The sequence below is a fragment of the Streptomyces sp. NPDC002206 genome (assembly GCF_053593595.1).
This window is the reverse complement of record NZ_JBSFCW010000008.1, coordinates 43,717-68,460: the sequence shown is the minus strand read 5'-3', so window position 1 is coordinate 68,460 and position 24,744 is coordinate 43,717. Positions and strand designations below refer to the sequence as shown.

23 protein-coding genes are annotated in these 24,744 nt (G+C 66.7%); 9 read left to right on the top strand and 14 right to left on the bottom strand.

Annotated features, from left to right (window positions below):
- Window positions 1-44 precede the first annotated feature (44 nt).
- The 4 genes from ACWCP8_RS17380 to ACWCP8_RS17365 form a co-directional block, all read right to left on the bottom strand.
- Complete coding sequence (locus ACWCP8_RS17380; RefSeq protein WP_451116713.1) at window positions 45-905, bottom strand: fumarylacetoacetate hydrolase family protein; 861 nt, start codon at window positions 903-905, stop codon at window positions 45-47.
- Window positions 906-1,063: 158 nt separating this feature from the next.
- Window positions 1,064-1,834, bottom strand: coding sequence for a YidC/Oxa1 family membrane protein insertase (locus ACWCP8_RS17375; protein ID WP_352262496.1), 771 nt, complete (start codon window positions 1,832-1,834; stop codon window positions 1,064-1,066).
- A 126-nt stretch (window positions 1,835-1,960) separates the two neighbouring features.
- Window positions 1,961-2,296: a DUF6412 domain-containing protein gene (locus ACWCP8_RS17370; protein WP_352262497.1), complete on the bottom strand. Its 336-nt coding sequence runs from the start codon at window positions 2,294-2,296 to the stop codon at window positions 1,961-1,963.
- Window positions 2,297-2,382: 86 nt separating this feature from the next.
- Window positions 2,383-2,910 (bottom strand): winged helix-turn-helix transcriptional regulator, encoded by a 528-nt coding sequence (locus ACWCP8_RS17365; protein WP_451116710.1) that lies wholly within the window; start codon window positions 2,908-2,910, stop codon window positions 2,383-2,385.
- A 140-nt stretch (window positions 2,911-3,050) separates the two neighbouring features.
- On the opposite strand from ACWCP8_RS17365, the gene ACWCP8_RS17360 reads away from it, so the two are divergent.
- Window positions 3,051-4,499: an MFS transporter gene (locus ACWCP8_RS17360; RefSeq protein WP_451116708.1), complete on the top strand. Its 1,449-nt coding sequence runs from the start codon at window positions 3,051-3,053 to the stop codon at window positions 4,497-4,499.
- On the opposite strand, the gene ACWCP8_RS17355 is transcribed toward ACWCP8_RS17360, so the two are convergent.
- From ACWCP8_RS17355 to ACWCP8_RS17345, 3 genes are read right to left on the bottom strand one after another with little or no spacing between them, the layout of a single operon-like run.
- Window positions 4,465-6,027: a sodium:solute symporter family protein gene (locus ACWCP8_RS17355; RefSeq protein WP_451116706.1), complete on the bottom strand. Its 1,563-nt coding sequence runs from the start codon at window positions 6,025-6,027 to the stop codon at window positions 4,465-4,467. The two genes, ACWCP8_RS17360 and ACWCP8_RS17355, sit on opposite strands and share 35 nt — an antisense overlap.
- Window positions 6,024-6,182 (bottom strand): DUF3311 domain-containing protein, encoded by a 159-nt coding sequence (locus ACWCP8_RS17350; protein WP_352262779.1) that lies wholly within the window; start codon window positions 6,180-6,182, stop codon window positions 6,024-6,026. Before ACWCP8_RS17350 ends, ACWCP8_RS17355 begins: the two co-directional genes overlap by 4 nt.
- 54 nt (window positions 6,183-6,236) lie before the next feature.
- On the bottom strand, window positions 6,237-7,013 hold the full coding sequence (locus ACWCP8_RS17345) for a class E sortase (protein ID WP_451116945.1): 777 nt from the start codon (window positions 7,011-7,013) through the stop codon (window positions 6,237-6,239).
- 108 nt (window positions 7,014-7,121) lie between these two features.
- On the opposite strand from ACWCP8_RS17345, the gene ACWCP8_RS17340 reads away from it, so the two are divergent.
- From ACWCP8_RS17340 to ACWCP8_RS17320, 5 genes are all read left to right on the top strand, one after another.
- Window positions 7,122-8,120: an SEC-C domain-containing protein gene (locus ACWCP8_RS17340; RefSeq protein ID WP_451116704.1), complete on the top strand. Its 999-nt coding sequence runs from the start codon at window positions 7,122-7,124 to the stop codon at window positions 8,118-8,120.
- Window positions 8,121-8,339: 219 nt separating this feature from the next.
- Window positions 8,340-9,869: an ATP-binding protein gene (locus tag ACWCP8_RS17335; RefSeq protein ID WP_352262506.1), complete on the top strand. Its 1,530-nt coding sequence runs from the start codon at window positions 8,340-8,342 to the stop codon at window positions 9,867-9,869.
- A 49-nt stretch (window positions 9,870-9,918) separates the two neighbouring features.
- Complete coding sequence (locus tag ACWCP8_RS17330) at window positions 9,919-12,876, top strand: Z1 domain-containing protein (RefSeq protein ID WP_451116702.1); 2,958 nt, start codon at window positions 9,919-9,921, stop codon at window positions 12,874-12,876.
- Between the two features lie 43 nt (window positions 12,877-12,919).
- The gene (locus ACWCP8_RS17325; RefSeq protein WP_451116700.1) at window positions 12,920-13,813 is read left to right on the top strand and encodes a NaeI family type II restriction endonuclease; all 894 of its coding nucleotides are present in this window, start codon (window positions 12,920-12,922) and stop codon (window positions 13,811-13,813) included.
- Window positions 13,814-13,856: 43 nt separating this feature from the next.
- On the top strand, window positions 13,857-14,342 hold the full coding sequence (locus tag ACWCP8_RS17320; protein ID WP_451116698.1) for a very short patch repair endonuclease: 486 nt from the start codon (window positions 13,857-13,859) through the stop codon (window positions 14,340-14,342).
- On the opposite strand, the gene ACWCP8_RS17315 is transcribed toward ACWCP8_RS17320, so the two are convergent.
- Window positions 14,280-15,578 (bottom strand): DNA cytosine methyltransferase, encoded by a 1,299-nt coding sequence (locus ACWCP8_RS17315; RefSeq protein ID WP_451116696.1) that lies wholly within the window; start codon window positions 15,576-15,578, stop codon window positions 14,280-14,282. The genes ACWCP8_RS17320 and ACWCP8_RS17315 overlap by 63 nt on opposite strands.
- A 97-nt stretch (window positions 15,579-15,675) precedes the next feature.
- Entirely contained in the window at window positions 15,676-16,425 is a 750-nt protein-coding gene (locus ACWCP8_RS17310; RefSeq protein WP_451116694.1) for an HNH endonuclease, read from the bottom strand.
- A gap of 102 nt (window positions 16,426-16,527) precedes the next feature.
- On the opposite strand from ACWCP8_RS17310, the gene ACWCP8_RS17305 reads away from it, so the two are divergent.
- Window positions 16,528-17,628 carry a DNA cytosine methyltransferase gene (locus tag ACWCP8_RS17305; RefSeq protein WP_451116692.1) on the top strand — a complete coding sequence of 367 codons (1,101 nt, stop codon included), beginning with the start codon at window positions 16,528-16,530 and terminating at the stop codon, window positions 17,626-17,628.
- Here the strand turns inward: ACWCP8_RS17305 and ACWCP8_RS17300 are convergent.
- The 4 genes from ACWCP8_RS17300 to ACWCP8_RS17285 form a co-directional block, all read right to left on the bottom strand.
- A complete protein-coding gene (locus ACWCP8_RS17300; RefSeq protein ID WP_451116943.1) occupies window positions 17,517-18,062 on the bottom strand; it encodes a protein NO VEIN domain-containing protein in 546 nt (181 codons plus the stop codon). The genes ACWCP8_RS17305 and ACWCP8_RS17300 overlap by 112 nt on opposite strands.
- 208 nt (window positions 18,063-18,270) lie before the next feature.
- Window positions 18,271-20,091, bottom strand: a complete 1,821-nt coding sequence (locus ACWCP8_RS17295; RefSeq protein ID WP_451116690.1) for a DEAD/DEAH box helicase — start codon at window positions 20,089-20,091, stop codon at window positions 18,271-18,273.
- 2 nt (window positions 20,092-20,093) lie between these two features.
- Window positions 20,094-21,518 carry a transcriptional regulator gene (locus ACWCP8_RS17290; RefSeq protein WP_451116688.1) on the bottom strand — a complete coding sequence of 475 codons (1,425 nt, stop codon included), beginning with the start codon at window positions 21,516-21,518 and terminating at the stop codon, window positions 20,094-20,096.
- Between the two features lie 93 nt (window positions 21,519-21,611).
- Window positions 21,612-22,295 (bottom strand): hypothetical protein, encoded by a 684-nt coding sequence (locus ACWCP8_RS17285; protein ID WP_451116686.1) that lies wholly within the window; start codon window positions 22,293-22,295, stop codon window positions 21,612-21,614.
- A gap of 226 nt (window positions 22,296-22,521) precedes the next feature.
- On the opposite strand from ACWCP8_RS17285, the gene ACWCP8_RS17280 reads away from it, so the two are divergent.
- Complete coding sequence (locus ACWCP8_RS17280) at window positions 22,522-23,331, top strand: hypothetical protein (RefSeq protein ID WP_451116684.1); 810 nt, start codon at window positions 22,522-22,524, stop codon at window positions 23,329-23,331.
- Window positions 23,332-23,354: 23 nt separating this feature from the next.
- On the opposite strand, the gene ACWCP8_RS17275 is transcribed toward ACWCP8_RS17280, so the two are convergent.
- Complete coding sequence (locus ACWCP8_RS17275; RefSeq protein WP_451116682.1) at window positions 23,355-23,984, bottom strand: ATP-binding protein; 630 nt, start codon at window positions 23,982-23,984, stop codon at window positions 23,355-23,357.
- Between the two features lie 211 nt (window positions 23,985-24,195).
- Here ACWCP8_RS17275 and ACWCP8_RS17270 point away from each other — a divergent pair.
- Window positions 24,196-24,744: Scr1 family TA system antitoxin-like transcriptional regulator (locus ACWCP8_RS17270; protein WP_451116680.1), on the top strand; the 549-nt coding region annotated here is incomplete at its 3' end.

The window sequence follows — 24,744 nt, the reverse complement described above, 5'->3', positions numbered from 1 at the left end:
TTACGGGACAGCCCTTGAGGGACAGCCCTTGGCCGGCTACGCGGCTATGCGTCCTTGAGCTCCTGCCGCTGCCGTCCCAGCCCCTCGACCTCCAGCTCGACGAGGTCGCCCGCCTTCAGATAGGGCTTGGGCTCCGGCTGCCCCAAGGCCACCCCGGCCGGCGTACCGGTGTTGATGACATCGCCCGGGTACAGCGTCATGAACTGGCTGAGGTAGCGGACGACCTCGCCCACCGGGAAGATCTGGTCGGCGGTCGTGCCGTCCTGCTTCAGTTCGCCGTTGACCCACAGCTTCAGCGCAAGCGCCTGCGGGTCGGGCACCTCGTCCGCCGTCACCAGCCACGGCCCCAGCGGGTTGAACGTCTCGCAGTTCTTGCCCTTGTCCCAGGTGCCGCCGCGCTCGATCTGGAACTCGCGCTCGGAGACGTCGTGCGCGACCGCGTAACCGGCGACATGCCCGAGGGCTTCCTCGGCGGAGTCCAGGTACCGGGCGGTGCGGCCGATGACGACGGCGAGCTCGACCTCCCAGTCGGTCTTGCGGCTGCCGCGCGGCACCAGCACGGTGTCCTCGGGTCCGACAACGGTGTCCGGCGCCTTGAAGAACAGGATCGGCTCGGTCGGAATCGCCGCACCGGTCTCGGTGGCGTGGTCGTGGTAGTTCAGCCCGATGCACACGATCTTGCCGATCCGGGCGAGCGGCGGCCCGACCCGGAGCCCTTCGGCATCGAGTACGGGCAGCTCGCCGGGTGCGGCCGCGGCGGCCCGTACGCGGGCCAGCGCGGACTCGTCGGCGAGCAGGTCGCTGTCGATGTCGGTGACGATTCCCGACAGGTCACGCAGCGTTCCGTCCTGGTCCAGCAGCGCCGGTCGTTCCGCACCTGCCGTACCCACGCGAAGCAGCTTCACGGTCTGTCTCCCCTTGGTCGAGATCGGGCCCGTCGGATGGGTGGCGGCCACCGCAGGCTTGGCCGATCCTCCAAGACATCGGATCACTCCGCAAGACCCTGTTCACACACTGGACCGGCGCACTCGCTGCGGCGGCTGCGCCGCAGTGGCCATGACCCCTACGCCACGGTGGCCATTGCGGCGCCCGCGGCCGGCATGTCGCGGTAGAGGACGGTCCGCTCGACCGCGGTCCAGGTGGTGCTGGTGACGATGTAGAGCGCGGCGGCGAGCGGCACGTACGCGACCGAGACGAGCGTGAAGAAGGACATCAGCGGCATCAGCTTCGTCATCGCGCCCATGCCCGGCATCGGCTGCCCGTCGGGCCCGGTGGCGGGAGTGGCCGGGGCTGCGGCGAGCTGACGCTTCGTACGCCGGTAGTTGAACGTGGCGACGGCGGCGACGATCGCGAAGAGGCCGAGATAGACGACGCTCTGCGCGCCGAACAGCCCGCCGTGCGCGAGCGCGTTGTGCCAGCGCTCGCCGAGCGGGGCGCCGAAGAGCTCGTGGCCGAGCAGCGCGTTGGGGTCGCCGCCGATCTTCTGGCTGGAGAAGAGGTGGTAGAGCAGGAAGAAGGCGGGCATCTGGAGAAGGCTCGGCAGGCAGCCGGACAGCGGCGAGACCTTCTCCTCCTTGTGCAGTTCCATGAGCGCCTTCTGCATGCGCTCGGGGTTCTTGCCGTGCTTCTTGCGCAATTCGGCGATCTGCGGCTGGAGTTTGGTGCGGGCCTTCTGCCCGCGCGCCGCGGCCCGCGACAGGGGGTGCACGGCGAGCCGCACCAGCGCGGTGAAGAGGACGATCGCGGCGGCGGTGGCGGCGCCCTGGAAGAGCGGCTGGAGGAGGTCGGCGAAGGAGCCGACCAGGCCGGCGAAAGCGGACATGAAGACGGACATGGGTGAGCCCTCCGGGGGTCTCGTCGTGCCGGGGAGAGAGGATCTGGCTCGGCATGACGACCCGCGTGGGGGTGCGCCCGGGTACGCGTATGCGTACGTACACAGGCAAGAAGGTGGGCGAAGTCCCTACGCGGCCGTCAGGAGGGCGTGGCCGGGGGCTCGGGGCCGCCTGCGCCCCTTGGCGTCGGGGTCGCGCTGCGACAGGAACGCGGTGCGTTTCTCGCGGTCGCGCATGGCGGTACGGACCCGGGTGCGGGGCACCGGGGCGGCACAGCGGGCGCTGATGACCGAGCAGACGACGAGCGCGGAACCGGCGGCGGCGGTGGCGGCGAGCGCGACCGCGGCGGAGAGGCTGCCGCCCTCGGCGAGGAGGACCTCGGTGAGGAGGAAGAGCAGGATTCCGACGGGTCGGGGCAGGCGGGCGACACCGGCGCGCAGACGGTTGCTGACGCTGCCGCTCATCGATCCCTCCCCTGCTCGGCCCTGCGGGCTCGTCCGTTCGGCCCTCCAGCCGTTATACACGATGGCACCGTGGCAGGTGGCCGGCGTCAGACGGGGTCGGACTCCAGGGGCTGAAGCAGCCGGCGCGGCGCCAACAGGGCGCGGCTGACCGGATCGCGGGCCGGGTCGAGCCCGTCGCCCGGCCGCATCTCGACATCCTCCGGCGGTACGGCCTGGGCGCAGGCCGGGCAGTTGCCCCACGGCCCCAGCTCCGTACCGCAGGCGGCATGGACGAAGAGCCGCATCGGACGTGTACCGGCAATGTGCTCGCTCCCCCACACACCGAGGGTGCGGAGGACCGGCCAGAGGGCCTTGCCGCTGTCGGTGAGGAGGTATTCGTCGCGCGGCGGCGACTGCTGGTAGCGGCGCTTCTCCAACACTCCGGCCTCGATGAGGGACTGCAGCCGGACGGCGAGGACGGCGCGCGGGATGCCGAGGTGGACGAGGAAGTCGCTGTAGCGGCGGACGCCGTAGAACGCGTCGCGCACCACCAGGAGGGTCCAGCGCTCGCCGATCACTTCGAGCGCGCGGGCGATCGAGCACTGCTGTGTCGCGTAGTCCTTGCCGAGAGCCATGGGCACCACTTTACTCCCACAAGGTTCGATGAATGAACTGACCCGTGTTAGCGTCAACCCATAACCCTAAGTTCATTCACCGAACCAAGAGCGGCCGAGAGCCGACCCGGAACGAACGATCCGAGCCCCGGAGCGAAGCCATGGCGCAGCCCACCCGTCCCCTCACTCAGCAGCTCGCGCACACCCCACCGCACCCCCCGAGACGCGTCGCGACCCGACCGACCGCCACCCTCTCCACCTCCTCTCCCCGCCCCACCGCCACCCTCGCCGTCACCGCCCTGGCCACCACCGTGGCGCTGATGAACTACACGTCGCCGTTGACGACCGTCCCCGGCATCTCCGCCGCGCTCGCCACCCCCGCCTCCGGCCAGGCCTGGCTGATCAACGGCACCCCGCTCGGACTGGCCGCCTTCCTCCTCGTCGTGGGCAGCCTCGCCGACGACTACGGCCGGCGCAGGCTGTTCCTCATCGGCACCCTGGGCCTCGGCGTCACCACCGCCGCCGGCGCCTTCGCCACCAGCACGCTCGCCTTCACGCTGGCCCGTGTCGCCCAGGGCGCGGCGACCGCGGCGATCCTCGCGACCAGCCTGGGCCTGCTCGTCGGTGCGTTCCCCATGGGGACGGCCAGGATCAGGGCGACCGGGATCTGGGGCGCGTGCGTGAGCGGCGGGATCGCGCTCGGCCCGCTGCTCGCCGGTTCGCTGGGCATCGTCGACTGGCGGCTGGTGTACGCCGCACTCGCGGTCGCCTCACTCGGCACGGCCGCCTTTGCGTTCCGCGTGCTCTCCGAGTCCCGCTCGCCGCGCGGCGGCCGCCCCGACCTCGCGGGCACAGCGGCGCTCGGCCTGGCGATGACCGCGCTGCTGACGGCCCTCACGCTGGGCCGGGAGGGCTGGCTGCGCGCGAGTATCGGCCTGCTGCTGCTTGCCGCGCTCGCGCTGACCGCCGTGTTCGTGGTGGTGGAGCGCCGGGCCGCGGCGCCGCTGATCGATCTGACGCTGCTGCGCAGCCGCCCGTTCCTGACCTCACTGGCGGGCGGTCTGTTCACCGGTCTCGCGGTGATCGGCCTGTTCAGCTATCTGCCGACACTGCTGCAGGGGGGACTCGGACTGTCGCCGATGGGCACGGCGTGGCTGTTCCTGCTCTGGTCCGGTACGTCGTTCGTGGTGGCGTTGCAGGCACGGCGACTGACGGGCAGGGTCTCGGCGCGCCACCAGCTGGCCGCGGGCTTCGCCCTGCACGCCGTGGCGGTGCTGGCGCTGCTGGGCACCCTGGACACGGGAACGGCGGGCCCGTCGGTATGGCTGCGGCTCACCCTGGCGCTCGTCGTCTCCGGCATCGGCAGCGGCCTGCTCAATGCCGCGCTGCCGCGTGTCGCGGTGGAGTCGGTGCCGGCGGAGCGGGCGGCGATGGGTTCCGGGGCGAACAACACCGCCCGCTACCTCGGCTCGTCGGCGGGGGTCGCGCTGACGATCGCGGTCGCGACGTCGGGCTCGGGTGCGGACGGGGCAGTGCTGCTCTCGGTCGCAACGGCCCTGGTGGCGACCTTGGTCGTCATGCTCCTGCGGGAACGTCGCTCGCCTCGCTGACGCCCGTCCCCGAGAGCTCAGGCTTCCGGCTCTCCACGGTCTCCCGCCTCTCCCCCGGCTCGTCCCGCGCGAGCACGTCGCCGTCCGGCCGGTCGTCGTGCTCGCGCGGGCCGGCGAAGGTCACCGCGAGCGCGACGGCGAGATTGGCGCCGAGCGCCACGATGCCCGCGTTCACGCCCCACACCGGATCGTTCTCGGTGAACACGAACCCGCAGACCACCCCCACGCCCACGACCAGCCCGGCCATCGCACCGAGCAGCGTCAGCCGCCGCCACATCAGTCCCAGCAGCACCATGGGGAGCAGCTGCGCCATCCCCTCGTACGAGATGAGGGAGAGCCGCACCAGCGTGTTCGGCGCGGTGTACGTCAGCACGAGCGCGATGACGCCCGCGGCCACGACGACGGTCTGCGCGGCGCCCTTCTGCCGCTGCTGCCAGCGCGGTACCAGCGAGAGCACACTGCGCCCCCACATGGTGCCGATGACGAGCATGAAGACGGCCATGGGCACGATCGACGACAGCGCGGCCGCCACCCCGATGACGCCGACGGCCCAGGCGGGCAGCGAGTCCACGACGAGCTCGAAGAGCGCGAGATTGGACTCGGCGCCGACGAGCCCCGGCACGACGAAGAGGGCGGCCATGCCGAGCAGCATCGGGACGAACAGCAGCACGTTGTAGGCGGGCAGCCACATCGCGTTGCGGCGCAGGACGTCGGCGTTCTTCGCGCCGAGGTAGCCGGCGACGGTGGTCGGGAAGATCACCACGGTGAGGGAGTTGAGGAACGAGGTGGTGATGAACCACGCCTGCCCGAGCCCGCTGTCGCCGTGCCCGGGGAAGGTCAGCCACTCGCTCTTCCCGGTGACGAGCCGGTCGAGGAAGGGCCCGTACCCGTCGAAGTAGTGCATCGGGACATAGAAGGCGAGGAACCCGAGAGTGGCGATCACCAGCACGTCCTTGAGCACGGACACCCAGGCGCTGCCGCGCAGCCCGCTGACCACGACGAAACCGGTGGTGACGGCGAAGGCGATGAAGTACGCCCAGTTCAGGCTGATGGCACCATACGAGATGGTGGACACGACGACGCCCATGCCGGTGATCTGCAGCTGGATGTACGGCAGCAGGAACACGGTCGCGAGGACGGCCACGAGGGCGCCGAGCCAGGGCCGCCCGAAGCGGTGCGCGACCATGTCGGTGATCCCGACGAGCCCGTGCCGGCGCGCGTACGCCCAGAGCATCGGCCCGACGACATACCCGACGGCGTAACCGCAGGACATGTACGCCACCACATAGAGCACGGGGGCCCCGTAGTTGTAGCCCCATCCCGCGGCGCCGAGATAGCTGAAGCTGGTGTAACCCTCGCCGGCCATCAGCACCCAGATGAAGACGGTCCCGAGGCTGCGCCCGCCGACGGACCACTCGGCGAGCCCGTCGCGGCCCTTGTTCCCGCGGCCTCGCACGGCGAGGAGCCCGAGAGCGACGGTGGCCACCATGAAGGCCGCGAAGACGGAGGTTGCGACTGCGGCGTTCACCGGCGGTCCGCCCGCCGGGTCAGCCAGACCGCCACGGGTGTCAGCAGGGTCGCCCCGAGCAGCCACACGAAGAGGAACGGCAGTCCGAGCACGACGGGACGGACCCGGTTCACGAACGGCAGCGCCCCCAGGTACAGCACGTAGGGGACCAGCAACCACAACAACTGCGGACGTCGTCTGAGCACGTCGGGAAAGCTTAGCGACGCCTCCTACCGCCCCCGCACGCCTGCCAGCTTCCCCCAGACGACAAGGCGGTAACGGGAGGTGAATTCAGGCGTGCACGTGGTCAGCGTCACGTAGGAACCGGGCTCGCTGTACCCGAAGGCGGGCTTCAGATTGCTGCGCGGCACGGCGGCGATGACCCCGCTGTCCCGGGCGGCGGTCTGCGCCAGCGTCTTGTCGACGACGTACGTGTACACGCGCTGCCGGGTCTCGACGGTGATCCGGTCACCGCGCCGCAGCCGATTGATGTAGCGGAACGGCTCACCGTGCGTATTGCGATGCCCGGCGAGCGCGAAGTTCCCGGTGCCACCGGGTTGCGCGGTGCGCGGGTAGTGCCCGACGTACCCCTTGTCGAGGACGCCGCTCTTGCTGATGCCCCGGGCGACGGGGGCGGTGAGCCCGAGGCGCGGGATGCGGATGACGGCGTAGGCCTGATCCCAGCGCGGCGCGGCAGCCGCTGCCGTACGCGCACCACCCGCCGGCGCGCCCCCGCCCTCCCCCGCCGCATCCGTGTCCGTATCCGCGTCCGCACCCTCGTCCGACGGGACGGACGGAACACCGGCGTCCCCGCCCCCCGCCCGCCCCCACTCCCGCTCCAGGGACTGCACCTTGTGCCGGGCATCGGCCCTGGCCTGCCGATTGGTCCACCACAGCTGGTGGACCACGAGAAGCAGCAGCACCACACCGAGGGTCACGACCACCTCGGCGCCCGACCACAGCCCGCGCGCGGCGAGGCGCCGCCCGCGCGGGTTCCGCTGCACCATGACCGGTATCCGCTGCCTCACGGCCCGCACGATAAGGGCAGCACCCGTAACTCTCCAGGGTCGGAACAACCCTCCGTGCAGGAGCCGTACAGCAGTACGGTGTGATGCATGCGCCCCGACACGCCTGCTGACCACATTGCCGAAGCCGAGCGCCTGCTGCGCACGGCGGCGCAGTACCCCGACGACCGGGAACCGCTGCTCCTCCGGGCCGCCGCCCACCTGGAACTCGCCGGCGAGCGCACCCGCGCCACCCCCCTCTACGACGAGCTCCTCGCCGCGGACGCCGCCGAGCCGTATCTGATCAAGGCCCTCAAGGCATCGAACCTCTGGGAGTACGGCCACGAGGCCGAGGCCCGCGCCATCATCGAGGGCATCCGCGCGGCGGGGCCCCTCGAACCCGGCCCCTGGCAGATCGCGGCCGAGACCCTGGAATCGCACGACGAGCTGGAGTCGGCCCACGACTTCCTCTCGACCGCGCTGACCCTGCTCCTGGCCCCGGGCGAGGAAGTCCCGTACGCCACCCAGTCGCTGCTGATCGGCCGCCACCGGGTACGCCGCCTGATGGGCGTCGACCACGACACCTGGGACGACCTGACCGACACGCTCCACACCGCCCCCGTCCCGTTGGACGAACTCCACGACCCGAAGCGGCTGTGGTCACTCGGCTCGTCCGACCCGGGCGAACTCCAGGCCGAGATCACCCGCCTCCGCGCCGAGCTGGGCACCTACCGCACCGCGCTCTCCCGCCCGTTCCCGGTGGCGGTCCTGCACTGGCCGGAGCCCGAACTGAGTGAACTCCTCGCCGCATACCCCACCCTGCGCGCGGAGTACCCCTCCCACACCGAACACCTCGCCGACCTGGAAGCCTCCCTCCGCGACCTCCAGTCCGCGGGCACCCCGAACCTGGGCATCGTCACCGGCACGGTCCCCTCGTACGAGGCCTTCGCCGCCTCCGAAGCCGCGTCCCCGTCCGACCCGAACCTCCTCCCCCAGTACGCAACGACGCTCGCGGCCCGCGGCCGCGCGGTGCCGTGGCCTCCGGCGCGGACCGCGGCCTGCTGGTGCGGGTCGGGACGGGCTTACCGGGACTGCCACGGGGTGGCATGAGCACCTGACCGGGGGGCGCTGCTGCTGTGCCGTTGCCGGAAAACCCCAAGGGCCCTGCTCCAGCGGGGCCCTTGGACGTAGGTGAGCGGAACGAGGCATTCTTTCTGCAGGAAGATTCCCTCGATGTCCCACTTTTGCAATATCATCACATCCCACCACTGATCTCAGGGCGCACCTCCCCCACGCAAGTCTCAGCTCTGTGTGCGCGAGGAAGCCTTCATGCCGCCTTATCAGCCTTCTGCCGACTGGCAGTACGAGATCCCGACGACCGGCAGCAAGCGGCTGCCGCCTGCCGCCCGGTACGTCGAATCGCTGACGCATCAGGGCTACGGCTTCGAAGCCGCCATCGCCGACCTCGTCGACAACTCCATCGACGCGGGCGCCCGTAACGTCGTCGTCAGCTTCCTCCGGGACGAGGACCGCCTCGCCGGCCTCCTTGTCGTCGACGACGGGTGCGGCATGAACGACGAGGCCCTGGACACCGCGATGACGGTCGGCGGCCGTGAGGGCTACGCGGCAAGCGCGCTCGGTCACTTCGGGGCGGGCCTCAAGGCCGCCTCCCTCTCGCACGCCGATTCGCTGACCGTCATCAGCCGCACCAAGAAGAGTCCGTCCACCGGCCGCCGCTGGCTGACGGCGCGCGCCCAGGCCGACTTCACCTGCGACGTCGTCGACCCCCGCTACTGCCAGGACCTCGTCGACCGCTACGACGGGGTCGTCGAGTGGCACGGCACGATCGTCCGCTGGGACCGGGTGCGCGCCTTCGACACCGTGACGACGGGTCAGGCCGACCGCTTCCTGAACGACGCGATCGAGAAGCTGGAGACCCACCTCGGTCTGTATCTGCACCGCTTCCTCGCCCGCGAGGACTTCAACATCGACATCGTCGTCGAGGACGTCCGGACCAAGGAAGAACTCGACCATCGCGGCGTCGAACCGATCGACCCGTTCGGCTACCGGATACCGGGCCGGTCCGGCTTCCCCCGTACGTACAGCGCCCCCATCGAGGGCGTCGGCAAAGTGGCGCTGACCGCACACATCTGGCCTCCGAAGTCACCGCTGGTCAGCTTCCGCGGCATCGGTCCGCTCGCCGAACGCCAGGGCTTCTACATCTACCGCAACGACCGCCTCGTCCAGGCAGGCGGCTGGAACAGCACCCGCAGCGCCGAGGGACACCTCGCGCTGGCCCGGATAGCCGTCGACCTGCCGACCGAACCGAACGACGTCTTCAGCCTCACGGTGAAGAAGGACGGCGTGACGGTCACCCCCGCCTTCGCCCGCGGCCTCGAACAGGCCACGGACGACAGGGGCCAGACGTTCGCCACGTATCTCCAGGAAGCGGAGACGACGTACCGGGAGGCGGCCCGGCGCGCCACCGAGCCGCAGCGCAAGGCCGTCCTCCCGGCCGGCAAGGGCCTGGACCCGAAGCTGAGGCGTGCGCTGCGTGACGAACTTCCGGAGCTGGAGGGCGAGGACGCGATCACCTTCCGCTGGGACACGCTGCCGTCGGAGGTGTTCTTCGAACTCGACCGTGACGAGCGGGAGGTCAAGCTCAACAAGGAGTACCGGCAGGCCTTCAACGGGGGCCGCCGCGGCGGCCTGAATGACGCCCCGGTCGTCAAGAGCATGCTCTATCTCATGGTCAACGAGATCTTCCAGAAGGAACGGGTGCGGGCTGTCCACACCGACAACGTGGCGCTGTGGAACAGCGTCCTGGTGACGGCCGCGCGCTGCGAACTCGCGCGCTGAACCACCGAGTCGTCCGCCCACCTCCCTTCTCGAGGAAGCCGTCCCCACCATGCCCGACCACCTGTTCAACCTGCACGGCGACGTCCTGGCCGCGATGCGACGTGGCCCCAAACACTTCACCAAACTGGCCTTCGTCCTCTCCGAGGCCGACGAACCCGCCGACACGGAGCTGAGCCACTTCCGGGACCGCATCATCGCCGCGGGCCCCGGCGACGAGCTCACCGCACTCTGGCACCGCACCCTGACCGGCTGGGACCTGGCGGAACAGGCCGACTGGTCCGCCGCCCCGCCCCGTACCGACGAGCGCCGCGCAGACACGTACACCCGCCTCGGCTTCGGTGCAGATCTACGCAAGGCGCTCGACCATGCGGTGCCGGTCTTCAAGGAGCCCGGCCCGACGATCATCAGCACGACTCCGACTTCCTGGTACTCCCGCGACACCGCGGCAGCCCGCTCCTTCTACTGGAACTCGTACGAGCAACTGCTGCGCCGCAAGGGCTGGTCGGACGCGGCCGTGTCCAGCCTCGACGAGGCGAGTCACGCCGTGGTCGAGCGCCTCGCCGACCCCACGCGCACCGAGGCATACGGAGCCCGCGGCCTGGTCGTCGGCTATGTCCAGTCGGGCAAGACCGCCAATTTCACAGGCGTCACGGCAAAGGCCATCGACGCGGGCTACCGACTCGTCATCGTCCTCGGCGGCACCCTGAACCTCCTCCGGGGCCAGACCCAGCGCCGCCTGGACATGGAACTGATCGGCCAGGAGAACATCCTGCGCGGCGCCGACCCGTCGGACCCCGACGCCCTGATCGACATCGACTACCAGGACGACGAGGACTGGCCGGCGAAGTTCGTCAGCCACGGTGGCCGCCCCTCCACCCGAGGCGCCTTCGACATCGAACGCCTCACTACCCGGGACGACGACTACAAGAGTCTGGCGACCGGAATCCGCGCACTCGAATTCGACAAGCAGGTCCGTACGCAGCCGCTTCACGCCCCGGACAACCTGCACCACGCGGCCGCGCGCGTAATGGTGGTGAAGAAGAACAAGTCCGTGCTGGCCAAGCTCATCAAGGACCTGAAGAAGATCGGCCCGCTCCTCTCCGAGATCCCCGCGCTGATCATCGACGACGAGTCCGACCAGGCTTCGGTCAACACCACGGACCCGAAGAAGTGGGAGGAGGGCAAGGTCGCCCGTACGGCCATCAACAGCCAGATCTCCCAGCTGCTCGGCCTCCTCCCCCGCGCCCAGTACGTCGGCTACACGGCGACGCCCTTCGCCAACGTCTTCGTCGACCCGGGCGACGGCGAGGACATCTTCCCGCGCGACTTCCTGATCTCACTGCCCCGCCCGACCGGCTACATGGGCGTCCAGGACTTCCACGACCTGGACCGGACCGACGACTCCGCCACCGGCACCGGCACCGCCGAGGAATCCCACATCCGCGGCATCTACGAGGACACGGGCGACCGCCTCCAGGAAGCCCTGGACGCGTTCCTCCTCACCGGAGCCCTGAAGCTGTACCGCGCGGCCAACGGCGTCCCCGACGGCCCCTTTCGCCACCACACGATGCTCGTCCACGAGTCCGTACGTATGGCCGAACACGCGTCCCTCGCCCTGCGGATCAGCTCTCTGTGGCACGAGGCGGCCTACACCAGCCAGGAGGGTCACGACCGCCTCTCGGCCCTGCTGGCCTCCGACTTCCAGCGCTTCGCCGACGACGGCCTGCCCACCCCCACCTCGTACGAGGACCTGAAGCAACACGTCTTCCGGGCCCGCCAGCTGATCAACTCCGGCGGCACATCGGTGATCGTCGTCAACGGTGACACCGAACGCGACTACGCCCAGCCCGACCTCGACTTCGACCGCACCCCGAACGTGTGGAAGATCCTGGTCGGCGGCACCAAGCTCTCCCGCGGCTTCACGGTCGAGGGCCTGACGGTGACGTACTACCGCCGCAAGACCCAGCAGGCCGACACCCTGATGCAGATGGGCCGCTGGTTCGGCTTCCGCCCCGGCTACCGCGACCTGGTCCGCCTCTACATCGGCCGCGAGGAGCCCATGGGCAAGTCGAAGACGGTCGATCTGTACGAGGCCTTCGAGGCCATCTGCCGCGACGAGGAAACATTCCGCGCCCAACTCACCCGGTACGCCGCCCTGGTGGATGGCAAGCCCCAGGTCACCCCGGCCCAGATCCCCCCGCTGGTCTCCCAGCACCTGTCCTGGATCAAGCCGTCCGCCCGCAACAAGATGTTCAACGCGGAGCTGGTGGAGATCCGGTCGCCGGGCGAGTGGGTGGAGCCGACGGCGTACCCGACGGATGCGGCGGATCTGCGGCACAACGCGGAGGTGTGGCAGCCGGTCCTCCAGTCCCTGGATACGGATCCACGCGTCTTTGTCACGCTCTCTGAGAGTGACCGGGGAAGCTACATCCGCTACTCGGCCAAGACTGCGATCCTCAGCCACAATCAGATGCTGGACATCATGCACAGCCTGCAGTGGGGCCGCCCTGATCTGTTTGCGCCCCACTTGACGTATCTCAAGGACTCCAGCTCTGTCGGCTGCGCGACGGACGACTGGGTCCTGATCCTCCCTCAGACATCCGGTCGTACCAGCGTGGAGGCGAGGATCCTTGATGTGCAGCCGCTCACGCTGGTCCAGCGCAAGCGCAACGCTCGCGGAGTCTTCAACCGCATCTCCGGCGTGTCTCATCGCCAGTCTGCCGAGCGCATCGCTGGTATCCGTCCCCCGTGTGAAGACGACCCCTTCGCTACACAGTTCCATCGGCCTCGGCGTGGAGCAGTACTCCTCTACCCAGTGGTTGACCCCGATCTCGGCGACCCCGCGGGTCTCGTGGCACAGGGCAGGATTGATCCAGCCAAGGTGGTTATGGCGGCTGCCTTCATCCCGGCTGCTGACCCAACAAGCCAGCAGGTAACCTGCGTTCGGTTCCGGACTATCGACTCCTCACGGTCCGGTGAGCCAGTCGTCGAGGCCAAGGAACGGTAGGACAGCTCGCCAGAGCTACAGATCACATAGCAGGAGCTTCCACATGCCGAAACTCGTTCTGCCTGAGCTGGAAGCACTCTGCGCAAGCGAACATCCTCCGGCACACCAGCTCATCGGACCGGAGGATGATCTGGAACTCCAGTCAGTGCTGGGATGGTTCCGCAGTCACCCAGTCGATGCGCGCTATACGGAGGCGATCGGAAACTCCATCGACTACGTGCTGGATGGCGGCCGGACAGGCCGCTTTGATCTGCAGCTGCCAACAGTTCACCCCGGCGAGCGCGCCTCAGTCGGCGCGAAGCTGGAATATGAAGTCCTGCGGGTTTTCGACCTGCCGAAGATCAAACCGCTCGACACAGCCATCAATGGCATCCCTGTGGACATTAAGGCCACGACCACGGGGAACTGGACGATCCCTTCAGAAGCACACTGCCAGCTGTGCATCTGCACGAAGATAGAGCTATCGAAGAACCGGCACCAAACCCTGCTTGTCCGCACGCATAGGTCGTGGCTTCAGGAAGGTGAGAACAAGGACGGTAAGCGCGGCCTGGCCGCTCATGCACGCGATCATTGGAGCGTGCCTCTCTACGATTGGACACCTCTTCCAGTCAACCCACTCCGCTACCTCACTGACGTTCAGGCTGCCGAGGTACTGGCCGACAAGCCCGGTCAAGTGAAGCGGCTACTGAAGATGTTCCAGTACCTGGAGGGGCGGGTAATTCCACGCAACGTGATCAGGACAGTCGGAGCGGGAAAAGACGACCCAGTTCGCCGCGCGAGGGAGGCGCGGGGCCCTGCCGAGCAACTGGGGCTGAATCTCCTCTGCGGCGATAAGGTCGAATCGCGCGAAGTCGCTGCCGCAAATGGATATACCCTCCGCCCTGGAGAGTGGCTTGCCCTGCGGCAAGAGGCAGATCAGACAAACGTATCGCCATAGTTGGATCAGCGTTGGGGAGCAAATAAATCCCGATGGAAGAGCAATGCGCCATAGCCATGAGGAGCGGAGGACGGTGCCCGAGCCCGAAGAGTGGACGCCTCCAGAAGGTTCGTGGGCATCCTCGGCAGCCCGGCGGAGAAACATGCAGGCGATCCGGAGCCGCGACACGAAGCCCGAGCGCCTGATCCGTCGGCTTGTACATGCCAACGGCCTCCGCTATCGCGTCGCCGCTCAGCCCTTGCCGGGCCTTCGCCGGACGGCAGACATGGTTTTCCGTCCGGCGAAGGTAGCGGTGTTCATCGATGGCTGCTACTGGCACGGCTGCCCTGAGCACTATGTCCCGCCGAAGACCAACCCCGGCTACTGGTCAGACAAGGTGGCCCGGAACATGGCCCGCGACCGCGACACTGACCAGCGCCTCGCCGAGGCCGGCTGGTTGGTTCTGCGGTTCTGGGAGCACCAGGATTCAGACGCCTGCGCCCTGGCGATCATCGACACCGTCCGCGAGCGGCGGCATCTGCCCGGGTAGCAAGTTCAGCGGCTCGACCTTGGCTTTCGTGTCGCGTTGATGGGCGGCACGCAGAACCGCCGCGATCGCTTTACCTACAACTGCAGCAACGGGCGGAGGGAACGCATTTCCCACCTGTCGATACTTGGCAGTCTTCCCTCCGGTGAATTTCCACTCCTTCGGAAATCCCTGGATGATTGCGGCTTGCTCTACCGTCAGCATAGGGCCGCCAGATCCAAACAGATCACGAGCCTGGCTGTTCTTTTTCTTACCTTCCTCGTGATCATTGGCAACGCCCATACCAGATACACCAAGCGTATCCCAGGCTGCCTTTGCCCGACTCGGACCCAAGTCGGCGCCACCATGCTTCTTAGAGCCACCAACCAGGGTGGGAGCGATGCCGCCATCCTTCTTTTTCCCGGCTGCATCAGATGCCTTACGCATCCATCTGTCGAGACACTCCCGCGCCATCACAGAGATGTCCCCACCCATTTCAATATAGGGATTATATCGATCTCTCATCGACGACTCCAGCGCGCTGAAGACACTTCGAGGGCCGTCTTCAGGGGTGGGCCACACAAATTTAAGATCGCGCAGAACGTTCTCGCGGATAGCAACAAGCACTGCTCGCGGGCGCAACTGAGGAACGCCGAAGTCACTGGCCTCCAGCACTTCCCATTCACATACTTCGTAGCCCATACCCTGGAAATCTTCTTCTACGCCGTCCTCAGGCCTCTTCGCCCGACCCCCTTGAAGGCGCGCTTCAATATAGGTGCGGTAGTCGCTGAATTTTGCGTCTTTGATTCCGCGAACATTCTCGATCATCACAGCTTTAGGGTGAAGCTCATCAACCAGCTGCAGCATCCGAGGGAAGAGATCTCGCTCGTCATCCTTCCCCAACTGCTTTCCAGCATGCGAGAACGGCGGGCAGGGAACGCCGCCAGCAAGCAGATCAAGCTCCCCCCGAACGAGCGGCCTGCCAAGGAATTTAACTGGATTCTTCAGGCCAGCCTCTGGGTTCTTTTTATCGGGGAGTGGAAGGAAATGATTGACATCGCCAGAAATGACGTCACAATACTTTCGTTCCCATTCCCACCCTTCCGTATTCTTAATGTTGTGCTCTAGAGTCCTTACCGCATGCTCGTCGATCTCGACAAGCGCAAGATGCCGGAAGCCCGCCTGATGGAGGCCGATGGCTTGCCCGCCGGCCCCTGCGCAGATCTCAATCGAGGTCAGCGTGTGATCACTGGGGCTCATCGGCTCCTCCTGGTGTGGCTGATACAGACACGCAAGTGTCGCATCTACCTCGGACACCGGTGGAACCCCGACGCCAGGCCCGCCCCACCCGGCCCGTTCAGCTCTCTAGTAGATCCCGCAGGTCTCGCTGCATCTCATCCCGCAACACAGCCGGCAGCTGCCGATACATGCCCCAGGCCCGTTCGACTGGACTCAACGGCCGAACGTCCGCGGCCATCCACTCAAGCAGCTCCCGCTTCTGCTTGCCGGGCAGCGCCTTAACCCGTTCCCAGACCTGCGCAGAGCTCATCTCGACGCCGGCCAGGTTCCTCACAAGCTCATTACAACGAGCACATTCCGTAATGAGGCCCTCTGCACGGCCCCCGCTGCCCGAGCCGAGCGGGTTCACGTGACCGAGCGTGAGCCGGGCAGTCGAGCCCGGCTCCCCCGGGTATGCCTCAGCGGCGCCGACGCCACAACGACGGCACATGTGCTGGTCCCGCTCCAGTACATAGCGCCGCGTCTTTGCGCTGATCTGACGCAGCCCAGCCGCGCGGTGTTCCCGCTCCCAGACCGGCGCCCCGATCTTCTCCAGGAAAAGCTGATCAGGCTGAAGACTTGGCTTATCCAGGTCCGTCCTGATCACCCAGCCAGCAGGGCGAAGATCTCGCATCCGGCGGTCCACCTGCTCAGCGCCGGTGATGGCCGCCCGCATCGCCGCCTTCGAGAAGGCATTGCCGACGCGGACCTCATCGCGCAGCCAGAGGGCCACCCGCACCCGCGTGCCCAGATTCGTGTTGCGCCAGTCCAGCCCCTCGGCCGACATCAGCCACCGCCACATTCGAATGTCCGCACCAACAGTGGTCACTTCGAGCGATCACGCTAGCTTGCCGTCACTTGCCGCGGCAAGTGACGGCAAGCTGCCGGTTATGGGCAACTTCCATCGGCAGGTCAGCGAGAGGACACCCTGATGATTCCGCCAGACGACAGCCGCCACCAAGCGCTCCCCGGCCTCGCTTGCGTCGAGATCTGCGCTGGCGCCGGAGGACAGGCCCTGGGACTGGAGCGTGCGGGATTCGAGCACAGAGCCTTGGTTGAGCTGGACGACGACGCTGTCCGCACCCTTCGCGCCAATCGCCCGTACTGGAATGTCCTCCACGCCGACGTCCACAGCATTTCCGCTGGCGAGCTCCGGCCGAGCGGCCATGAGCAGCAGGAGATAGCACTCCTCGCGGCCGGCGTACCGTGCCCGCCCTTCTCGCTGGCAGGCCAGCAGCTCGGTGCGGCCGATGACCGAGATCTCTTCCCCGCCGTGCTGGCACTCGCAGCCAGTCTGAAGCCGAGGGCGGTTCTGATCGAGAACGTCAAGGGGATCTTGCAGGCGAAGTTCGACAGCTACCGCACAGACGTGCTCCAGCAGCTCGAAGACCTCGGGTACGCCACGAGCTGGCGGTTACTCCGTGCCTGTGACTTCGGAGTGCCGCAGCTACGGCCGCGGGCAGTTCTGGTCGCTATGCGGCCCGCGTCATTCACGCAGTTCATCTGGCCGACGCCGACAGCCTGCCCGGACACCGCCCCGTCAGTGGGCAGCGTGCTCTACCAGTCCATGGCGTCACAGGGCTGGGAACTCGCCCGCGAGTGGGCCGACTCCGCAGCAGTCATCGCACCGACGCTCTGCGGCGGATCCCGGAAGCACGGCGGAGCTGACCTCGGCCCGTCCCGGGCCCGGCAGGCCTGGGCGGAGCTGGGTGTCAACGGCTCCAGCGTCGCTGACGCCCCGCCCCTGCCTGGCACGCCTCTCCCTGTCAAGCTCACGGTGGCCCAGATGGCGCTGCTCCAGGGATTCCCTCCGGACTGGGCAATCACTGGACGCAAAACTGCGGCCTACCGACAGGTGGGAAATGCGTTTCCACCGCCGGTGGCCGCAGCTGTCGGCCGCAGTATCGCCACCGCCCTGATTCAGACGGGCAGCGGCACAGACGCCCGGAGTCCCCATACCGGCTGGCTCGGAACCAGTGCATCTGGCAACAGCCGCCATGCCCCCGTAGCGAGTCCTGGCGTAATGGCATAAACCGGAACCTCAAGCCGGGCCGACTCCCAGCGCCCGCCTTCGGCCTTGTCCGCTGGAACAGCTGAGTGGAGCCACCCGCGGCTTACGGTGGCTACATTCACCGCGTTCCCGTCCCCACCAACGAGAACGGCGGCCAGACACCATTCGACGTCGGTCGCCATGACCTCGTACTCGTGCCGTGTCAGGTGAATGACCAGGCGTGTGGGGTCCGTCGTGGACTTGACCTCAATATGCGCACGTTCCGCGAGAGACCGCACAGCCTCTATGTCGTAACCATAGGCATCTGACTCTGCCGCCACATGCCTGACTCGTGGCACGCCGCCCCGTCTGAGCAACCGGAGAAGAGCCTGTTCACCGGCCGCCCCGATAGCCCTCCTGGCTTCCTCAGCAGCACGGCTCCACTGAACCTGAGGAACTACGGAGGCAATCCCCATGTCCCTCAACTCGCTGTCGCTGATCTCGACAACAGGACGGTTCATCGCCGTGACCATGCCAGCCCGCCTGAGCCAGGCCAGACCCTCGTCGTACTGAGCCGGCGTGAGGTCCGAGTATCGCGGGTGATGCGTGAAGAGCACCCGCACGCGGGGAACTCCAGCTACACGCAGCTCTGACAGCCAGCGAAGCGCTGCACGGCGCGTGGCTTCACTGGGCAGCGACGGCATCGACATGCCTCAGCAACGCACGAACATCGGCCATATCCATACCGGCGGCTCCAGACGGTTCGTCTTCGAGGTCGGCCAGCTGCTGGACGGAGGGGTCGTCGAGGATCCGCCCCATGAATTCGAGCTTCTCTTCAAGCCTCATGGCCACCACCTCATCGATGGTGCCTTCAACGGCGAGCACGGTGACACGCGTCTCCGTATTGGGGGCGAGACCGAGTCGGTGAATCCGGTCCAAGCTCTGGAGAAAACGTCCCGCCATGAAGTCACGATCCACATAAACAGCGTCATGGCAGACGTGGTGCAGGCTGATGCCCTCGCCAAGAGTGGCCGGGTTGGACAGCAGAACGTGACAGTCGGGATCCTCGCGGAAACGCTTGATCTGCTCCTCGCGATCAGGCGTACCGCCGTGCACCACAGCGGGCTGGTATCCCGCGAACAGGCTCTCCATCGTGGTGATGCTGCGTACGAAGGTCGTCCAGACCAGGGTCTTCCGGCCCATAGCGGCGTTCTTCGCCACTATATTCAGCGCTTCCTTGTACTTCGGGGACAGCTCGTGTCGCGGCAGGTTCCGCATCAGCGAATACAGCGATTCGTCCTGAGGGACTTCAAGCGGCGGCACCTGATACGTCAGTGGTTCATAACGGCTTCCCCCCTCGACAAGCAGCGCGGGGCTCGTAGCTGCCATGAGCAGGCGCAGCATCGCTTTGCCGAGGGCGTCAAAATCTGCACGAGATGCCTCGGCCCTGGTAGTGAAGCGCCCAACCAATGCGTCGTACACCTCACGGTGCAGATCCGGCATCTTCAAACGCCTGATGCGTGTCTCGAACGGGGGCAGTCCCAACTCATTCTTAGTCGTCCGCGTGAAGAGCGGGCGAAGCACCGAGCTGGCGTGCGCAAGATCGCCTCCCGCGACAGCCTGCGTCACCACCCGCCGCCCGTGGCCTGGCCAGACAAAGGACAGAAGATTCTCCAGGTCTCGCGCCCCGTTCGGAGCCGGCGTACCGGTCAGGATGAGCCGACGACAGCTAAGCGGCCCAAGCGCCATACAGGCGCTGCCGTATGTCCCCTGCGCCCCCAGCTTCATGCGATGCGCTTCATCGAGGATGACCATGGAAGGTGCGCCACGCAGCCAAGAGGCCAGTGCTGCAAGCGACTTGTCAAGGCGCTCGTAGTTAACGATCAGAATCTCTGCTCTGGGGTCGGGGTTCTTCCCCATCACGGTGGTGATCGGAGGTTCTTTGAAGCAGAGGTCGCTCTCAGACAGCCAGGATTCATAGGCAGACTTCGGGCTGACGACCAGGAGCCGACGGACGTCGCTGCGCTCTCGCATGGCCGCGTACACCGCAAGCCCCACACGCGTCTTTCCCGCTCCAGGAACGCTGAAATTGGCGCCGTGCTGCAACGACAACAGGCGTGCGATGTCGCGTCGCTGGAATTCCGTGAGGTCTGCGCACCAGCCAGATCCCAGCGCCTCTTCTACAGTGCTGTCGTCCCATACCGGCGCCGGGCTGGGCGCCTGGAGCTGCTGCTCAGCCTGGTCGGCATCGTCCAGGACTCCCCCGACCAGCGTGCCAAGTTCGTCCTCCCACGCAACCGACTCTGGATGAGGCCAGTCAGCGAGAACATCAATGCCTACAAGGAAGTCGTCCAGAGACAACTCCAGGGTGAGCCTGCCACGCAGACCCCCGGGAAAGCGGGCAGCCAGCCGGGTCAGATCACTGCGGTACGGCTCATCAGCCCGCAGAACGGCTTTAGTCCGCGATACATCGAAGCCGATGTGCAGGGACGGTTCTTCCGTCACTGTTACGACTCCTCCGACCGTCCGGCGTCGAGCAGCCAGGCAACACCGTCACCAGGTACTTCGATGCTCTGAGCGGCGGCCAGAGCTAGTTTGCCCAGGGACGCCTTCAACTTGAGAACTGCCTCGTCGAGGGCCTCCTCATCCAGGCTCCGGGACGCACGGGCCAGCACCATGTCCGTGATGCACTGCTCGATGTCCTGGCAGGCGTCGTGAAGCCGGTCAGGAGCCGCCTGCTTGCGCTTGCGCACGCGGGCATCCTTGCCGGCTGGTTCCAGAGCATCCTCTACTGCTTTATGCGCGTCTTCGAACACTGAGGCAGCCTTCTCAGCCTGAGCAGGGGAAACCTTGTTCCCTGCACGAAGGACAGCCTTCGCCCGAAGGATCGAGTCTGTGAAAGCGCGAGCTTCGGCCACCTGAGGCACCTCGGCCCTCACCGCTCGGTTGATTCCGGGGATCACACGTTCGGCGACTGCGGTGGGCGCGGCCTTCAGAACATCCGGCAGCCGGTGCTCCAGATAACGCGTCCGGAAATCGGCTTCGATGAGACGGACGTCAGTCTTGGAGAATTCCATCACGATGGCAGCCAAGCGGTTTTCCTTGAGCAGCTCAGCCTTCTTCGGATCGGCCTTGGATTCCTTGGCGTAGGCGCGATGCACCTCACGAAGCTTCTCCTGAGCATCTTCAAAGTCCAGTAGCCGAAGCTGCGCGTCCTCGGTTGTGGACCTGTCCCTCAGGTCGCGGAGGCAGTTCAGCACCCAGAGGTCCTGCTCGGCCGTCGACTCCCGGATACGGAAGTCGCGCGCAACCTCCTTCAGCGGTCGGCCTGCCGCGACCTGCTCATCAATCGTCAGCAGCCTGTTGATATACGAGTACGGGCGGCGAGTGTCGTGGCGCAGCTGGAGGGAGAGCTCGACCGTGTTGATGTCGGCCCAGGTGCAGGAATCAGGCAGCACGCCGACCCTGATGTAGGGGATGCCGAGCTCACGCAGTGCTGCCGCGCGGGTGTTGCCGTTGACCAGGATGCCTTCGCGCGTGACGAGCCCCGGTTCGTTCTGCCGGAAGTCCTTGAGGCTCTGCTTCAGTTCCTCAAAGTCCTTGTCCCTCTTTGACGGGTCAGACGGCTCTGCCTGCAGCAGGTACTGCAGGTAGGTCTGGCTCTCATCGCTAAACGGATCCTCGTCCAACCGACGGTCCAGCTGAGGATCGAAGCTGCGCTGGGCTCGGATCCGGTGGGTGCCCGGGTTGTAGTAGAGCAACTCCAACGGCATGTCGATGACCTGTACGACCTGCGGCTTCGTACGCCACTCAATCGTCAGGGTCTCCTGGAGTCCCGTGCCGGCGGCTACCTCCTTGAGGCGCTGCTCTACGAGGTCCTTGTTCTCAGCGGCAAGCGGCGGTCGGCCGAAGTCCCCGACGTCCTTGATCACAGTACGTTCTCCTCTGACTCGCGAAAGATGTAGCTCTGCTCACGGGTGGGGCCGCCACCGAAAGCGACCCCACCACGGTCCTGCGGATGCGGCTCAGGCGGGGGGCATTCCGAGAGCCGCGCGGACCTTGTCCCGGGACTCAGCCGGCAGGGTACGGAAGTCGGCCCAGAGCCGCTCCACAGCGCCGAACTCCCGCTCGTCCGCGGCGACCCAGTCCGTCAGCATCTGACGCTCCAGCCCACCGAGCTTCGCGACGGCCTCGATCACGGCATCCAGGTCTGCCTCCAGACCACGGCCGCCGATACGACAGCGGTTGCACTCCGCCACGAACTGCACCGGGCAGCTGCCGTCGGGCTGCTTCACCTTCCGCCGGGCGATATCAATCTGGGCCGACTCGAACGAGCCGGCGTAGATCTGTCCCGGGCTGATCCCGCACGACCGGCAGCGGTTTCCATCGCTGGCCAGGATCTTCCGCCGCTGGGTGTCCGTGATGGACGAGCTGTCCTTGGTGGCCTTACCCGGCTCCCAGACCGGCTGACCCTGCCCGACGAACCGCTGTTCGTGCTGGCCCAGCAGTGCGTCTTCCCTGTGCGTGTCGATCTGCCAGCCATAGTCGCGCAGGTCACGCACCCGGCGATCGGCCTGACTGATCCCGGGGAAGGCGTTCTTGACGTCCTCCTTGGTGAAGACGTTGCCCTCTCCTACGACCGTCACCAGCCACAGCGCGGCGCGCTTCATGGTGCCGAACTTCTCATCCCGCCACGATGGCAGAGCCATTCCACGTTCCCCTTACGTCAGGCACACGGCAGACCGAACTGATGCCAGAAGGGATCCTGCTGGCAGCCCTTGCGGACAACGCCAGTTTTGCTGCGTGACAGTCCGTCACGCCAGGCTCTGCCCGGTTTCGAGGGGTGATGGAAAACATCCGCGCGGCCCGAAAAGTGGACGCGTCCGCGACAATTGAGTGCTCATCGCCGCAGCATCAGACGAACGGAAGTCGTGCGTGACGCTCAGATCGAGGAAGTGGAAAGAACTGCCAAGTAACACCACCTCGGCCCATCGGGCCCTGGTGACGGCGATGCGCGAGATCCGGGATTGCAGCCCTCGGACGCAGGCCGCGATCGCCGGGAATGCCCACCAGGCAGCGACGACACTCTCGAACCACCTCAACGGTGGTCGCATCCCGGAGGAGCCTCTCCTGCGGGACTTCTACGAGGTCATAGAGAAGGACGCCGCCGCAGAAGGTGTCCTGCTGCCACACACGCTCGATGCCCTCCTGGAGCTCCGCGTCCAAGCCCAGAAGAAGCACTGCCGATGCTGCAGTGTCGGATACCCGCCCGCTCACACCCAGACCGGTCCGGAGCAGCCGGCTCCTCGCATCGTGCGGAACTCGCCGGTACGGCGGGCGCGAAGCCTTCGCCGTCAGGTCCGGCGGCGCGAATTTTCAGTGCTGCAGGAACGGATGAGGGTGCCGGTCCCCCGAGCGGAGGGGGACCGGCACCCTGCACAGGCCGCCGAGGTCACTTGGACGGAGACTGGAGTAGTGGCTCGCTATCTCGCCGACGGCCGGAAGCGCGACGCGGACCTCTTGCTCTGGCGGGCAGGGACGTCGTACTCCGCCGACAACATCCTTAGGGCCGTCAGCTCATGTCGTTCAGCTGGCTTGCGGGACGCCGCCGAAACGATACTGATCACCGCAGCTGAACGTACGGACAAACAGGCCGTCCTGAACATCACGGCAGCCTTCAACAACGCCGGCCGGCACGAGGACGTCGCGTTCATGTTGGCCGCAGCGACCCAGGCTTCAGGCTGACTCTTGCCACAGCAGCCCCGGAGTTAAGCCGCCTCGGCCTCCGCCTCGAAGTGCATCTGCGCCCGGTCCAACAGGCCGTCCGGGTCGCCGCCCCGGGCAGCGACCCAGTGGAGGAGATCCGCGATGAGGTCGGTGGCAGATTCCTCAAGGATCTGAGCCGTGCGACTCTGCAGCAGTGGCGGTGCTCCGACGTCCCGTCGGTAATTCGCCAGGGCCGCCTCGGCCCGTCGCACGCGGCGGCATTGCAGCTCCGGGTCAGCTGAAAGCTCACACCAGACCGCTTTGCCCGTCGCAGTCAGCAACGTGCCCCAGTCGACAGCCATGCCGGCAAGCAAATGCAGACCCCGGCCACACTCGTCGTCGCAAGCAGGCGATCCAAGGACCGGCACACGGTGACTCTTGTCATGGAGCTCGATCCGCAGCCGGTCAGCCGCCGCCTCCAACACGAGAGTGGCAGCGGCACCTCTTCCCACGTGCTTGATCACGTTGGCAGCCAACTCACTCACTGCGAGCTCGGCCTCTTCAGCAAAGGCCGGCAGGCGCCACTCCGCGAGCTGCCCTCTGACGACTCTCCGGAGGTCCCGAACCGCTGCGGGCTCGGCCTCGAACGGCAACACGCTGCGGAGTTGCGAACTGTTGTCGTGTCCGGACATGCGCTCTCCTTCCGGCGCCACTTCAGCCCTGCACCTGCCGTATCCAAACGACTGCGCTGAGTGGCCAGGTTTGCGAGTATGGCAGCAAGAAGTCTCTTCATGAAACTTCTCACGGGAATCGATCGGGTGAATCCGGACGCCTCCAAATCGCCACCGACATAGCCTTGTTGGCGCCCAAGCGCCGCATGACACGGAACGGAAGGCCCCCTCCATGTCCGTCAGGACCACCACACGACGCCGCCAGCTCGGCGCGATGATGCGCAAACTGCGCGCACGGAAGGGCATGACGCTGGAAGAGGCCGGACGGCTCGTCGGGGTTTCAAAGGCCACTGTCAGCCGCTACGAGACCCAGGAAGGGCCAGTGAAATGGCCCATCGCGGACGCGCTCTGTCGGCAGTACGACGCAACCGACGCGGAGCGGACTGCCGTGGTCGCTCTGGCGAAGGATGCCAAGCAGCAGGGCTGGTGGGGGCCGTACACCGACTCCATCCCACCTGACATGAATCTCTTGCTGACGCTTGAGGACGAGGCCGTGCGCGAGGACCACTTCTCCTGCACTTACGTACCCGGCCTTCTGCAGACACGGGATTACAGCACAGCGATTCAAGGTGCCAGCGAGATGCGCCTAGCGCCCGAAGAGATCCAGCGTCTCGTGGATATCCGCATGAAGCGCCAGGAGATCCTGAGCCGACCCAAGCCACCCCACCTGTGGGCCATCCTCGACGAGTCAGTGATCCGGCGCGTGGTCGGTTCCCCCCGA